Here is a 12,935-nt window from a genome sequence, read left to right as displayed (position 1 = left end):
GATTGGTCGGGATCTGGCGCCTGCTTCACCCTCTGTTGGCATCGCCTTTGCAACGATGAGAGGGGGGCTTCGTACGGATTTGAGTGTTTAGTATTTGGTGCCGCCTTGGTCATTATATGCGCCGTTATTTATAGTTTTTTAAACACGCCCGCTTGACATTGCCCTTGATGGCGGGCTTTTATGGTGATGTTGATTACAATTTTATAACAAGGGTGTTCCATATATTAGACACCCTTGCCAATGGCAACCGTAAAGTCGGGGTTTAACATGGACAGTATCAAAGGCTGGATGGAGAGTAATCGCATCACGGAGGTGGAGTGCCTGTTCCCGGATTTCACCGGCAACGCCCGGGGCAAGATCATCCCAGCCAACAAGTTTTTGCGCGAAGGGGGCATGCGTCTGCCCGAGGTGATTTTCACCCAGACGGTGACCGGCGAATATCCGGATGACGACAGCATGATCGACCCGCTGGAGCGGGACATGCAGCTCTATCCCGACCCCAACACCATCCGTTTTGTCCCCTGGGCGCTGGAGCCCACTGCCCAGGTGATCCACGACTGTTTCGACGTCAACGGCAAGCTGATCGACATCGCGCCGCGCTCCGTGCTGCGTCGGGTTCTGTCATTTTACGAGAAGCAGGGCTGGAAGCCGGTGGTGGCGCCCGAGCTGGAATTCTATCTGGTCACCCGCAACGAAGACCCCGACTATCCGCTGGTGCCGCCGGTGGGCCGCAACGGCCGCCCTGAGACCGCCCGCCAATCGTTCAGTATCGATGCGGTCAACGAGTTCGACCCCATTTTTGAAGACATGTATGACTACTGCGAGGCGCAGGAGCTGGAGGTGGACACCCTGATCCACGAGTCGGGCGCCGCCCAGATGGAGATCAACTTCCTGCATGGTGATGCCATCGATCTGGCGGATCAGGTGTTCCTGTTCAAGCGCACCATGCGTGAGGCCGCACACCGCCACGGCATCTATGCCACCTTCATGGCCAAGCCGATGAGTGACGAACCGGGGTCGGCCATGCACATCCACCAGAGTCTGGAAGATGTGAACGGCCACAACCTGTTCGGTACCCCGAACGGCGGCAACAGCGAACAGTTCATGCACTTCATTGCCGGTTTGCAGAAATACACCCCGGCGGTGACCGCCCTGCTGGCCCCCAACGTCAACTCCTACCGCCGCCTCACCTTTGGCGAGAGCGCGCCACGCAACGTCCAGTGGGGGGTCGAGAACCGTACCTGCGGCCTGCGGGTGCCCTTCTCTGACCCGAGCGCGCGGCGGGTGGAAAACCGCTTCGCCGGTGCCGATGCCAACCCCTATCTGGCACTGGCCGCCACTCTGGCTTGTGGCTATCTCGGCATGATGGAGAAGCTGGAGCCGCTGCCGGAGATGAAGTCGAGCGCCTATGACCTGCCCTACAGCCTGCCCCGCTCGCTGGAGGAGGCACTCAGCCATCTCGAACAGTGCGAGCCCATCAAGGAGATGCTGGGCGAGCGCTTCACCCGCGCCTTCGTCGCGGTCAAACGCAAAGAGTACGAGACCTACTTCGGGGTGATCAGTCGCTGGGAGCGGGAGTTCCTGCTGCTGAACGTCTGATCCCCCTGTAACGGGGGGCCGGAGTCGGCCTCCCCGATCCCTGTATTGAAGAGACCGGAACGCGAGTCAGGTGGCGGCAGCCACCTGTGAGTGGTTGTGGCCGAAAGAGCGCTGCGACCTGGATTGATTAACGATTGAATCTTGCCAAATCGAAGGCGCAGGGGAGTAACGAATGCAGCAGACACGCCGTGAGTGACTGTGGCTGCGAACGTGCCGACTCACCTGACTATTTGACGACTGAATCTTGCTAAATCGAAGGAACCGAGGAGCAACAAATGCAGCAGACAACCCGTGAGTGGCAACAACTGGATGCCAGCCACCACCTGCACCCCTTTACCGACTTTCAGGCCCTGAACAAGAAGGGATCGCGCATCATTACCAAAGCCAGCGGCGTCTATCTGGAAGACTCCGAGGGAAAACGCATTCTCGACGGCATGGCGGGCCTGTGGTGCGTCAATATGGGCTATGGCCGCCAGGAGCTAGTGGATGCCGCCACCCGTCAGATGCAGCAGTTGCCCTACTACAACCTCTTCTTCCAGACCGCTCACCCGCCGGTGATCGAGCTGGCGACCCTGCTGGCCGAGGTGACGCCAGCCCATCTCAACCACGTCTTCTTTACTGGCTCCGGCTCCGAGTGCAACGACACCGTGCTGCGGATGGTGCGCCACTACTGGGCCAGCAAGGGTCAGCCTGACAAACAGGTGATCATCAGTCGCCACAACGCCTACCACGGTTCTACCGTGGCGGGGGCGAGCCTGGGCGGCATGAAAGGGATGCATGCCCAGGGTGGCCTGCCCATTCCCGGCATAGTGCACATCGATCAGCCCTACCACTTCGGTGAGGGGCAGGGGATGAGTGCCCACGACTTCGGGCTGGAGCGGGCCCGTCAGCTGGAGCAGAAGATTCTGGAGTTGGGGGTGGACAAGGTGGCTGCCTTTATCGGCGAGCCGATCCAGGGGGCGGGCGGCGTCATCATTCCGCCTGACAGCTACTGGCCGGAGATCCAGCGCATCTGCGATCACTACGGCATCCTGCTGATCGCCGACGAGGTGATCTGCGGCTTTGGCCGTACCGGCCACTGGTTTGCCAGCGAAGGGTTTGGCATCAAGCCGGACCTGATGTGTCTGGCCAAGGGGATCACCTCCGGTTATCTGCCGCTCGGCGCTGTGATGGTGAGTGACCGGGTTGCCAAGGGGTTGGTGGAGGAGGGGGGCGAGTTCAACCACGGCTTCACCTACTCGGGTCATCCGGTCTCTTGCGCCGTGGCGGTGGCCAACATCCAGCTTATGCAGAAAGAGAGCATAGTTAAGCGAGTGCATGATACTATCGGCCCCTATTTGCAGCGCCGCTGGGCGGAGCTGGCCGATCATCCGCTGGTGGGAGAAACCCGTGGCAAAGGATTGGTCGCCGCGCTGGAAATCGTTGAGGACAAGCAGACCAACCGGCGTTTCCCAGCTCAGGCAAATGCGGGGATGACTTGCCGGGAGTTCTGCTTTAACAATGGCTTGGTGATGAGGGCGGTAGGCGATACCATGATCATATCGCCCCCCTTGGTCATCACCGAGGAACAGGTTGATGAATTGGTCGATCTGGCCAGGCGCAGTCTGGATCTGACAGCCGCAAAGCTGAAGGGTTGAGGCGGGTCGGGCAGGTTGGCATGCGCATACAATTTGCTTAGGAGACAAGGATGATGTCTTTCAAAACAGGAGTGATCGCTGCCTCTGTGGCTCTGGTCATGGCAAGTGCCGGAGCAATGGCTGAAGAGAAGGTGCTGCACGTCTACAACTGGAGCGACTACATAGCGCCGGATACCCTGGATAACTTCCAGAAGGAGACGGGGATCAAGGTGGTCTATGACGTGTTCGACAGTAACGAGGTACTGGAAGCCAAGTTGCTGGCGGGTAGTTCGGGCTACGACATCGTGGTGCCATCCAACCCCTTCCTGGCCAAGCAGATCAAGGCGGGCGTGTTCCAGAAACTGGACAAGTCCAAGCTCTCCAACTGGCAAAACATGGATGTCGACCTGCTCAAGGCGCTCGAGCCGAGCGATCCGGGCAACCAGTACTCCATCCCCTATCTGTGGGGCACCATCGGATATGCCTACAACGCCGAGAAGGTGAAAGCCGTGCTGGGGGCCGATGCCCCGGTCAACTCCTGGGATCTGGTGTTCAAGCCGGAGAACATGGCCAAGTTGAAAGAGTGTGGCGTCTCCTTCCTCGATTCACCGACCGAAATGCTGCCGGCGGCCCTGCAATATCTGGGCTTCAAACCGGATAGCCAGAAACCGGCCGAGCTGAAGAAGGCTGAGGAGCTGTTCCTCTCCATCCGTCCTTATACCGCCTATTTCCACTCCTCCAAGTACATCTCGGATCTGGCCAACGGCAACCTCTGCGTCGCGGTCGGTTACTCCGGTGACTTGCAGCAGTCCAAGGCGCGGGCAGCCGAGGCCAAGAATGGCGTCGCGCTCACCTACACCATTCCGAAAGAGGGGGCAGGCAGCTTCTTTGACATGATCGCCATTCCGGCGGATGCCAAGAACGTCGAGGCGGCCCACACCTTCATCAACTACCTGATGAAGCCCGAGGTGATCGCCAATATCACCAACGTGGTGCAGTTCCCGAACGGCAACAAGGCGGCAACCCCGCTGGTGGATGAGGCGATCCGCACCGATCCGGGTATCTACCCTGATGCGGCGACCCTGCAGAAGATCTACACCTTCCCGGATCTGCCGGCCAAGGTGCAGCGTCTGATGACCCGCAGCTGGACCAAGATCAAGTCCGGCAAGTAAGTAACGAATGCCCCTCCCGGTCCGCAGTTCGGCCGGGAGGGTAGTGATGCCATCCATCCGGATGGGCCGCGCGAATGGATGCGCAGACGGTCAACCACTGAAACAGGAGAACTGACACCGTGAATACAACCAGATTGCTAACCATAGCGCTGACCATGGGATTGGCGAATGTGGCCCAGGCTGCCCCTGTGCTGCACTTCTACAACTGGTCTGACTATATCGGCGAGACTACCCTCAGCGATTTCCAGCAGGCGACCGGGATCAAGACCGTCTATGACGTGTTTGACTCCAACGAGACCCTGGAAGGCAAGTTGCTGACGGGGCGGACCGGTTACGATTTGGTGGTGCCCTCCAATAATTTCCTGGCCAAGCAGATCAAGGCGGGAGCCTTCCAGAAACTGGATAAATCCTTGCTGCCCAATCTGGCCAACCTGGATCCCGTGCTGCTCAAGCAGCTCGACAAGATGGATCCGGGTCATCAGTACGCGGTGCCCTATCTGTGGGGGACCAACGGCATCGGCTACAACGTCGACAAAATCAAGGCGGTGCTGGGGGTCGACAAGATTGACTCCTGGGCCACCATCTTCGAACCGGAAAACATGGCGAAACTCTCTCGCTGCGGCGTCGCCTTTCTCGACTCTGCCGACGAGATGATCCCTGCTGCCCTCAACTACCTCGGGCTCGATCCCAACAGTCATGCGACGGGGGATATCAAGCAGGCCGAGGCGCTGCTGCTCAAGGTGCGGCCCTATGTAGCCTACTTCCACTCCTCCAAATACATCGGCGATCTCGCCAATGGTGACATCTGCGTGGCGGCCGGTTTTTCCGGCGACATCCTGCAAGCCGCTGCCCGCGCCGATGAAGCTGGCAAGGGGGTGAAAATTGCCTACAGCATTCCGAAAGAGGGGGGCAATCTCTGGTTCGACATGATGGCGATCCCGTCCGATGCCACCAATGTCAAAGAGGCGCACGCTCTCATCAACTACGTCCTGCAGCCCGAAGTGATCGCCAAGGTCAGCGACTATGTGGGCTACGCGAATCCCAACTCAAGGGCGGGCGAGTTTATGGATGAGGCGGTGCGCAACAATGAGGAGGTATATCCCCCTCAAGCCGTGCTGGAGCGACTCTATGTGCAGGAAGCACATCCCCGCTCGGTACAGCGTCTAATCACCCGGAGTTGGACCAAGATCAAGTCCGGTACCTAACCTTGGTGCCCGTTCGGGGACGCCAAATCGCTTTTATGGATCGGCCGCAAGGCTGGTATCACGTTGGGGAGTTTGGTAATGGCGATAGCCTCCAGTGCCTACAAGAAAGCCCTCGAGGGCAGTCAGCAGCGCAAAGAAGTGCTGGTGAAAATTGATCGGGTAAGCAAGCAGTTCGACGAAACGCTGGCGGTCGATAACGTATCTCTCAATATTCACAAGGGGGAGATTTTCGCCCTGCTCGGCGGGTCCGGTTCCGGCAAATCGACCCTGCTGCGGATGCTGGCCGGTTTCGAGCGCCCGACCGAGGGGCGGCTGTTCCTCGACGGGGTCGACATCACCGACATGCCCCCCTATGAACGCCCCATCAACATGATGTTCCAGTCCTACGCCCTGTTCCCCCATATGACGGTGGCCCAGAACATCGCCTTTGGCCTCAAGCAGGATGGCCTGCCCAAGGCCGAGATCGATGCCCGAGTGGAGGAGATGCTCAAGCTGGTGCAGATGACCCAGTATGCTCGCCGCAAACCGCATCAGCTCTCCGGTGGCCAGCGCCAGCGGGTGGCGTTGGCTCGTTCCCTGGCCAAGCGTCCCAAACTGTTGCTGCTGGATGAACCCATGGGGGCGCTCGACAAGAAGCTGCGTTCCAAGATGCAGCTGGAGCTGGTTGAGATCATCGAGCGGGTCGGGGTTACCTGCGTCATGGTGACCCACGATCAGGAAGAGGCCATGACCATGGCGGAGCGGATCGCCATCATGCACCTCGGCTGCATCGAGCAGATCGGCAGCCCGATGGATATCTACGAGACTCCGGCCAGTCGGCTGGTGTGCGAGTTTATCGGCAACGTCAACCTGTTCGACGGCCTGCTGGTGGAGGATGAGCAGGACCACGCCACCATCGCCTGCGCCGATCTGGAGCAGCCCATCTATGTGGGCCACGGCATCAGCTCCCGCGCCGAAAACAAGAAGGTGACCTACGCCCTGCGGCCGGAAAAACTGCTGATGAGTCTGCAAAAGCCGGAGGAGATCGAGCACCCGGACTTCAACTGGACCAAGGGTGAGGTCTATGACATCGCTTATCTGGGCGGTCACTCGGTTTATCACATCCAGCTGCCCTCGGGCAAAATCGTTCAGGCTTTCATCGCCAATGCCGAACGCCACGGCAAGCGGCCAACCTGGGATGACCAGGTGTTCCTCTACTGGGAAGATGACAGCGGCGTGGTGCTGCAATCATGAAGTTCTTGCAACGACTGAAGCGGGTCGGGGGGCGCCGACTGGTGATCGGCATCCCCTTCTTCTGGCTGTTCCTCTTTTTCCTGCTGCCCTTCGTCATCGTGGTGAAGATCAGTTTTGCGGAAGCGGATGTGGCGATCCCGCCCTACACCGATGTGGTGAGCTGGGCCGACAATCAGCTCACCATCCTGCTCAACATGGGCAACTACCTGCTGCTGCAGGAGGATGAGCTCTATATCGCGGCCTATCTGGGCTCCCTCAAGATGGCCTTCGTCAGCACTTTGCTCTGCCTGCTGATTGGCTATCCGATGGCCTACTCCATCGCTCGGGCCAACAAGGAGACCCAGACCGTTCTGCTGCTGCTGATCATGATGCCGACCTGGACCGCCATTCTGATCCGGGTCTATGCGTGGATGGGGATCCTCAGCAACAACGGCCTGCTCAACAGCGTCTTGCTGGGGATCGGGGTGATCGACGAACCGCTGCAGATCCTCAACACCAACCTGGCGGTCTATATCGGCATCGTTTACTCCTATCTGCCGTTCATGGTGCTGCCGCTCTACGCCAATCTGGTCAAACACGATCAGAGCCTGCTGGAGGCTGCTTCTGACCTAGGGGCCCGCAACCTAACCCGCTTCTGGCAGATCACGGTGCCGCTCTCCAAAAACGGCATTATCGCCGGCTGCATGCTGGTGTTCATTCCGGTGGTGGGGGAGTTCGTTATTCCGGAAATGCTGGGCGGCCCGGAGACCCTGATGATCGGCAAGGTGCTGTGGCAGGAGTTCTTCAACAACCGCGACTGGCCGGTAGCCTCTGCACTGGCGGTGGTGATGCTGGCGGTGCTGATCATTCCGATCATCCTCTTCAACCGTAACCAGGCCAAAGAGCTGGAGGGCAAGGCATGATGAAGCGTTTCGGTTTTGCCAAACTGATGCTCTGGTTGGGGCTGCTGTTTATCTACCTGCCCATGATCATCATGGTGATCTATTCCTTCAACGCCTCCAAGCTGGTGACGGTGTGGGGTGGCTGGTCGCTCAAGTGGTATTTCGGCCTGCTCGATAACAAGCAGCTGATCGGGTCTGTGTTCCGCTCGCTGGAGATCGCCTTCTACACCGCGATCGCCGCGGTGGCGCTGGGGACGGTGGCAGCCTTCGTGCTGACCCGAATTCCCCACTTCCGTGGTCGCACCCTGTTCGGCGGCATGGTGACGGCGCCGCTGGTGATGCCCGAGGTGATCACCGGTCTGTCGCTGCTGCTGCTGTTCGTGGCGATGGCCCAGCTGGTGGGCTGGCCCGCCGAGCGGGGCATGTTGACCATCTGGATCGCCCACACCACCTTCTGTACCGCCTACGTGGCGATCGTGGTGTCGGCGCGGTTGCGGGAGCTGGATCTCTCCATCGAGGAGGCTGCGATGGATCTTGGCGCCAAGCCGTGGAAGGTGTTCTTCCTGATCACCATCCCGATGATCGCCCCCTCGCTGGCGGCAGGTGGCATGATGTCGTTTGCCCTGTCGCTGGATGATCTGGTGCTGGCGAGCTTCGTCTCCGGCCCGGGCTCGACCACCTTGCCGATGGAGGTCTTCTCGGCGGTACGGCTCGGGGTGAAACCCGAGATCAACGCGGTAGCCAGCCTGATCCTGCTGTCGGTATCGCTCTTTACCTTCGGCAGCTGGTATCTGATGGCCAGGGCGGAGAAGCGCCGTCGCGCCGAGATAGCCATGACCACCCAGATGCAGGCCGTCGTCTGACGCCATGATAAGATCCGCCTACTCTCGTCAACCTGGAGGATGAGTATGCGGATCTCCCTTTTTAGCGGTCGTGGCACCGAGCTGGTGCCCGGCCTCACCAGCGCCATTCACAAGCAACCGATCTCTGCACCAGTTCGCTGTACCTTTGCCGGTCTGGAAGAGGATGAACAGTGTGACCAGCGCCACCACGGTGGCCCGGATCGGGCGCTCCACTACTATCCTGCCGATCACTATCTCTGGTGGCAGACCTGGCAAACCGCGCTGGACTTGCCTGCGCCACGTACACCCTGGCAACCTGCCGCCTTTGGCGAGAACCTCTCCGGTCTCGGGCTGACCGAGGCGCAAGCCTGCATTGGCGATGTCTATCGACTCGGCGAGGCGCTGATCCAGATCAGCCAGCCGAGATCCCCCTGCTTCAAGCTCAACCAGCGCTTTGGCTATGGCCAGATGTCGCAGGTGATGCAACTGAATGGCCGTTGTGGCTGGCTGCTGCGGGTGCTGGAGGAGGGGATGGTGTCGCCGGAGTCGGCCATGGAGCTGGTAGACAGACCCTATCCCGAACTGACGGTGAAGCGCACGGCGGATATCCTGTTCAATCAGGTGCGCAATGAAGCGGATCTGCTGATGTTGCTGGAGAATCCGGCCCTTTCCCCCAACTGGCGCCAGCATGCAGCCGACTGGCTGGAGCATGGTACTGTGGCTGACTGGCAGCGCCGTCTGCTGGGACCGGCATCCCTGCGCCTGGCCTGACAGCCGGTTACCGGAATGTCACCAGCTGGCTGCAGCCCGGTAAACGGATGAAAAGAGTGCTGAATAGTTGAGCGAACGGCACTTTTTTTCCTGCCAAACGCAAAAAAGGCTTGTGTCGGGTCTGGGCTTTCGGTAAATTCCCGTCCCGCAGACATCGGTGTGTAGCGCAGCTTGGTAGCGCACTTCGTTCGGGACGAAGGGGTCGGAGGTTCGAATCCTCTCACACCGACCAAATTTGAAAAGGCCGCTCAATAGAGCGGCCTTTTTGCATTTATCCTTCCTGTTTTCCCGATTTTCTTTAGCTGCTGACCTGTTACCTGGCCAAGTGACCTGACCTGCTGTATGCAGGGGCGAAGCAAGACCACAGACATTAAAAGGGCCACCGCTCGGTGGCCCATCGGTGGAGTCTGATCCTGACTCCGGCACTCTAGATTGTGGCAATCTCGCTATGGGTCTTGTCTATGGTGCTCTCCTTGCGCGCCAGGCGCTTACTCAGATATGCCAGTGCTGATGCCGCAAAGCCTTGAAACTGTGTTGAGACAGCAAGGCCGCGTGCTTGGGGTACTCACTAATGAAATGTTCTATTCCCTCCATCAGTTGTGCACGTAATGAAATCACGGGCTCATGCCAGGCTTGCAGGCATAAATGGCCGGGGATCAACTGCTCCTGATAATCTTCCAGCAGCTGCTCTGGCCAGGGTTCAATACCGGAATTGCGTTGCAGCAAATAGTGGGCGGCGGGTTCACGGGCATAAATGAACTGAATTTGGGCCAGATCGCGTTGGCATAGCGTTTGACTGTTGATGTGACAGGTCAAATATTTTCCCGTTTTCAGATCCAGAAAGTGACCGCGTTGCCGACAGGGAACGATGCGATACCAAGGCAAGGGTGAGGAGAGAGAATACCCCTCAAGCTCCTGTTCCAACCAGTGGCGACACTCGGGTGTCTGCACCTCGTCGAGCATGGACTCGAGCTGTGTCAACAAGGCTCTGGATGGTTTGATGGCCAGTTTCGCACTCATCGCCTGCAATCCTCCCTCTGCACACAATCCCGACTATCAGTATGGACCTTGTTCGGCCAGAGGGGGTAAGGAATCTAATGATTAAAAGTGGATTAGCCGCGTGGTTTTTATGCACTAACTTGGTTCAACCTACCAGATAGGTGCCGGTGCCGAAGGCGATGTGAGTGCCCTCTTCGTTGTGCAGCTCCATCCGGGCTACGGCGACTTTGCTTCCCGCCCGGATGATGTGGGCGGTGGCGATAAACTCGTTGCCGCGCCCCGGGCGCAGGTAGTCCACCCGCAGATCTATGGTGCCGAGGCGAGCGAAGCGCTCCTTGAGATAACTGGGGGAGAACTCCTCCAGCTCGTCGATGCAGGATGCGGCGACGATCATGCCGCCCGCCACATCCAGCAGCGTGGCGGTGACGCCGCCATGCAGGATGTTGTGGAAGGGGTTGCCGATCAGCTTCTCATCCATCTTGATGCGCAGTTCCACCTTGTCGAAGTCGTAGTGGGTCACCTGCATGCCGATCAGCTTGTTGAACGGCATCTTCTCGGCAAACAGGTTGGCAATGCCACTGAGCGCCATCTTCTTGAGCATCTGTTTCATTCTCTGATCCCAATCCTTGTCATCAAAGCCGAGTAAAAACTCCAGCCAGTCTGCAACAGTTCCTTAACAGTCGCAATGGCAGGTTTATTGTGGGCAGCGGCTGCTTTAGAATGGCGACCCCAAAGGAGAGCCCATGACCGCGATTGCCGAAACCCTGCCAGATCCTCAGCCAGAGAGTCCGCTTGCCCTGCTGCAGGCGGTCTTCGGCTATCAGCAGTTTCGGCCGGGCCAGCTCGAGATCATCGAGCAGATAGTCGCGGGGCGCGATGCGTTGGTGCTCAAGCCCACTGGCGGCGGCAAGTCGCTCTGCTACCAGATCCCGGCACTGCTGCGGCCCGGGCTCGGGGTGGTGGTCTCTCCCCTTATTTCGCTGATGAAGGATCAGGTCGACAGCCTGCGCGCCAACGGTGTGGCGGCGGTCTACATCAACTCGGCCCTCAGTCGGGAGGAGATGATTCAGAACTTCGCCGCCATGCGCCGCGGCGAGATCAAGCTGGTCTATGTCTCCCCCGAGCGCTTGCTGCAGCACGAGTTTATGGATCGGCTGGCCGAACTGCCGCTCGGGCTGTTCGCCATCGACGAGGCGCACTGCGTCTCCCAGTGGGGCCACGATTTCCGGCCTGAGTATGCGGCGCTGGGGCGGCTAAAACAGTGGTTCCCACAGGTGCCTGTGGTAGCGTTGACCGCCACTGCCGACGAGGCGACCCGCAGCGACATGCTGCACCGGTTGGAGCTCAACGATCCCTTTATTCACACTGCCAGCTTTGATCGCCCCAATATCCGCTACAGCCTGGTGGAGAAGTTCAAGGCGGCCGAGCAGCTGCTGCGTTACGTGCAGAGCCAGAAGGGCAACTGCGGCATCGTCTACTGCTCCAGTCGCAACCGGGTGGAGGAGGTGGCCGAGCGGTTATCCCGCCACGGCTGCAAGGCTGCGCCCTATCATGCTGGGCTGCCGCTCGAGCAGCGCCAGCAGACCCAGGATGCCTTCCTCAAGGACGACATCGAGATAGTGGTGGCGACGGTGGCGTTCGGTATGGGCATCGATAAGCCCAACGTGCGCTTCGTGGTGCACTACGACATCCCGAAGAACATCGAATCCTACTATCAGGAGACCGGCCGCGCCGGGCGCGATGGCACCCCCGCCGAGGCTCTGCTGCTCTACGATCCCGCCGACATCGGTCGGGTGCGCCGTCTGCTCGACAACATCGAGAATCCCCAGCAGTTGCAGGTGGAGCAGTACAAGCTCAACGTGATGGCCGCCTTTGCCGAAGCGCAGACCTGCCGCCGTCAGGTGCTGCTCAACTACTTCGGCGAGTACAACGACAAGCCGTGCGGCAACTGCGATATCTGCCTCGATCCGCCCAAAAGTTATGACGGCACCGAAGATGCCCAGAAGGCGCTCTCCTGCGTCTGGCGGGTGGGCCAGAATTTCGGGGTGGGTTATGTAGTGGAGGTGCTGCGCGGGTCGCTGAACCAGCGCATCAAGGATCACGGCCACGACAAGCTCTCGACCTACGGCATCGGCAAGGATCAGAGCCACGAATACTGGATGAGCGTGATCCGCCAGCTGATCCACAAGGGGCTGCTGACCCAGAACATCACCCGCAATCTGGTGTTGCAGTTGACCGAGGCGGCCCGCCCCGTGCTGCGTGGTGAGGTGAAGCTGGAGCTGGCGGTGCCCCGCTTGCAGCCCATCTCCAGCCGCAAGGAGAAGCGCAATGGCCTGCTCGACAACGCCAACTACGACAAACGGCTGTTCAAGGAGTTGCGCGGCCTGCGCAAGCAGATTGCCGAGGACGAAGAGGTGCCGCCCTACGTGGTGTTCAACGATGCGACCCTGGTGGAGATGGCTCAGCTGATGCCGATGACCGAAGACGAGATGCTGGCCATCAACGGTGTCGGGCACCGCAAGCTGGAACGCTTTGGCGAAGCCTTTATGGATCTGATCATCGACTACTGCCGGCGGTAGGGTCGATTAGGCAGCCTAATCGACCACGGTAAGCGCGG

Annotated in this window: 11 protein-coding genes and 1 tRNA gene; 10 read left to right on the top strand and 2 right to left on the bottom strand. The window is 59.4% G+C overall.

The window, feature by feature from the left end; translation table 11 throughout:
- The first annotated feature begins 267 nt into the window (after positions 1 to 267).
- From ACTG1K_RS01945 to ACTG1K_RS01905, 9 genes are all read left to right on the top strand, one after another.
- The gene (locus ACTG1K_RS01945) at positions 268 to 1,599 is read left to right on the top strand and encodes a glutamine synthetase family protein (RefSeq protein WP_013723370.1); all 1,332 of its coding nucleotides are present in this window, start codon (positions 268 to 270) and stop codon (positions 1,597 to 1,599) included.
- A 275-nt stretch (positions 1,600 to 1,874) separates the two neighbouring features.
- Positions 1,875 to 3,236, top strand: coding sequence for an aspartate aminotransferase family protein (locus ACTG1K_RS01940; RefSeq protein ID WP_139433466.1), 1,362 nt, complete (start codon positions 1,875 to 1,877; stop codon positions 3,234 to 3,236).
- Between the two features lie 53 nt (positions 3,237 to 3,289).
- Positions 3,290 to 4,387: an extracellular solute-binding protein gene (locus ACTG1K_RS01935; protein WP_005340709.1), complete on the top strand. Its 1,098-nt coding sequence runs from the start codon at positions 3,290 to 3,292 to the stop codon at positions 4,385 to 4,387.
- A 119-nt stretch (positions 4,388 to 4,506) separates the two neighbouring features.
- A complete protein-coding gene (locus ACTG1K_RS01930) occupies positions 4,507 to 5,592 on the top strand; it encodes a polyamine ABC transporter substrate-binding protein (RefSeq protein WP_440004747.1) in 1,086 nt (361 codons plus the stop codon).
- Positions 5,593 to 5,670: 78 nt separating this feature from the next.
- Complete coding sequence (gene potA, locus ACTG1K_RS01925) at positions 5,671 to 6,825, top strand: polyamine ABC transporter ATP-binding protein (protein ID WP_005340704.1); 1,155 nt, start codon at positions 5,671 to 5,673, stop codon at positions 6,823 to 6,825.
- Positions 6,822 to 7,727 carry an ABC transporter permease subunit gene (locus ACTG1K_RS01920; RefSeq protein ID WP_005340703.1) on the top strand — a complete coding sequence of 302 codons (906 nt, stop codon included), beginning with the start codon at positions 6,822 to 6,824 and terminating at the stop codon, positions 7,725 to 7,727. Before potA ends, ACTG1K_RS01920 begins: the two co-directional genes overlap by 4 nt.
- Positions 7,724 to 8,569 (top strand): ABC transporter permease subunit, encoded by an 846-nt coding sequence (locus tag ACTG1K_RS01915; RefSeq protein WP_005355472.1) that lies wholly within the window; start codon positions 7,724 to 7,726, stop codon positions 8,567 to 8,569. Before ACTG1K_RS01920 ends, ACTG1K_RS01915 begins: the two co-directional genes overlap by 4 nt.
- A gap of 45 nt (positions 8,570 to 8,614) precedes the next feature.
- Positions 8,615 to 9,319, top strand: a complete 705-nt coding sequence (locus tag ACTG1K_RS01910) for an MOSC domain-containing protein (protein WP_335848902.1) — start codon at positions 8,615 to 8,617, stop codon at positions 9,317 to 9,319.
- Between the two features lie 155 nt (positions 9,320 to 9,474).
- Positions 9,475 to 9,551: transfer RNA gene (locus ACTG1K_RS01905), tRNA-Pro, on the top strand.
- A gap of 260 nt (positions 9,552 to 9,811) precedes the next feature.
- On the opposite strand, the gene ACTG1K_RS01900 is transcribed toward ACTG1K_RS01905, so the two are convergent.
- Both ACTG1K_RS01900 and ACTG1K_RS01895 read right to left on the bottom strand, forming a co-directional pair.
- The gene (locus ACTG1K_RS01900; RefSeq protein WP_440004746.1) at positions 9,812 to 10,339 is read right to left on the bottom strand and encodes an AbiTii domain-containing protein; all 528 of its coding nucleotides are present in this window, start codon (positions 10,337 to 10,339) and stop codon (positions 9,812 to 9,814) included.
- Positions 10,340 to 10,463: 124 nt separating this feature from the next.
- Complete coding sequence (locus ACTG1K_RS01895) at positions 10,464 to 10,928, bottom strand: thioesterase family protein (RefSeq protein ID WP_005355465.1); 465 nt, start codon at positions 10,926 to 10,928, stop codon at positions 10,464 to 10,466.
- 133 nt (positions 10,929 to 11,061) lie between these two features.
- On the opposite strand from ACTG1K_RS01895, the gene recQ reads away from it, so the two are divergent.
- Positions 11,062 to 12,897, top strand: a complete 1,836-nt coding sequence (recQ, locus tag ACTG1K_RS01890) for an ATP-dependent DNA helicase RecQ (protein ID WP_042081697.1) — start codon at positions 11,062 to 11,064, stop codon at positions 12,895 to 12,897.
- The last annotated feature ends 38 nt before the right edge of the window (positions 12,898 to 12,935 follow it).

It is taken from the genome of Aeromonas sp. 102P, assembly GCF_051920345.1.
GTDB classification, from domain to species: Bacteria; Pseudomonadota; Gammaproteobacteria; order Enterobacterales; family Aeromonadaceae; genus Aeromonas; species Aeromonas veronii.
This window is presented reverse-complemented; position numbering and strand designations above follow the sequence as displayed.

Bases quoted from the DNA above. Each gene is read 5' to 3' on its own strand.
- ACTG1K_RS01910 (WP_335848902.1), top strand. From the start codon at position 8,615: ATGCGGATCTCCCTTTTTAGCGGTCGTGGCACCGAGCTGGTGCCCGGC.
- ACTG1K_RS01940 (WP_139433466.1), top strand. From the start codon at position 1,875: ATGCAGCAGACAACCCGTGAGTGGCAACAACTGGATGCCAGCCACCAC.
- recQ (WP_042081697.1), top strand. From the start codon at position 11,062: ATGACCGCGATTGCCGAAACCCTGCCAGATCCTCAGCCAGAGAGTCCG.
- ACTG1K_RS01935 (WP_005340709.1), top strand. From the start codon at position 3,290: ATGTCTTTCAAAACAGGAGTGATCGCTGCCTCTGTGGCTCTGGTCATG.
- ACTG1K_RS01920 (WP_005340703.1), top strand. From the start codon at position 6,822: ATGAAGTTCTTGCAACGACTGAAGCGGGTCGGGGGGCGCCGACTGGTG.
- ACTG1K_RS01895 (WP_005355465.1), bottom strand. From the start codon at position 10,928: ATGAAACAGATGCTCAAGAAGATGGCGCTCAGTGGCATTGCCAACCTG.
- ACTG1K_RS01915 (WP_005355472.1), top strand. From the start codon at position 7,724: ATGATGAAGCGTTTCGGTTTTGCCAAACTGATGCTCTGGTTGGGGCTG.
- ACTG1K_RS01900 (WP_440004746.1), bottom strand. From the start codon at position 10,339: ATGAGTGCGAAACTGGCCATCAAACCATCCAGAGCCTTGTTGACACAG.
- ACTG1K_RS01945 (WP_013723370.1), top strand. From the start codon at position 268: ATGGACAGTATCAAAGGCTGGATGGAGAGTAATCGCATCACGGAGGTG.
- potA (WP_005340704.1), top strand. From the start codon at position 5,671: ATGGCGATAGCCTCCAGTGCCTACAAGAAAGCCCTCGAGGGCAGTCAG.